The following is a 565-nucleotide window of genomic DNA, read 5'->3' as shown; positions in this document are numbered from 1 at the left end:
ATGGCCCTTTATATCATCTACAAAAAAGAGAAGATAGAATTGCAGCAATACTAGAAGCAAAAAGAGTTCTTAAAAAAGGCGGAATTATTTTAGGTTTCGCAATAAACGCAACTGCATCTACTGTTGTTGGGCTAATGAACGGAATGATACATGCAAATTCATTTTTTGATATGTGTAAAAAAGAATTAACTTCTGGTGTGCATAATGCGCCTAAAGATTTTCCTTTTTTATTAGCTGATTCCTATTATCATAAACCTGCAACTTTAAAAACAGAGTTTTTAGAGCAAAACCTTTCTTTTATAAATCTTTATGCTGTCGAAGGTATGATTTGGTTAGACAATGAATACTTTGCAAATATGTTAGATAAAAAGAAATCTAAAACTTTAAAATCTTTACAGAAATTAACTCAGAATGACGAGTATTTACTTCCATTTAGTCCGCACATGATGATTGCTGTAAAAAAATAACCATTAAATCATAGTAAATTTAATGGTTATCACTTTTTATTAATTTATCGTCTTCTTTTTTTAGAAGAACTTCTACTAACTTTTTTCTTTCTTCTATT

At 28.7% G+C, this 565-nt stretch carries 1 pseudogene; it reads left to right on the top strand.

Annotated features, from left to right (window positions below):
* A pseudogene (locus tag ACFSQP_RS13105) lies at positions 1–467 on the top strand (SAM-dependent methyltransferase); the annotation flags it as partial.
* Positions 468–565: the final 98 nt, after the last annotated feature.

The sequence above is a fragment of the Bizionia sediminis genome (genome assembly GCF_042684585.1).
Taxonomy (GTDB): Bacteria; Bacteroidota; Bacteroidia; order Flavobacteriales; family Flavobacteriaceae; genus Algorimicrobium; species Algorimicrobium sediminis.
This window is presented reverse-complemented; position numbering and strand designations above follow the sequence as displayed.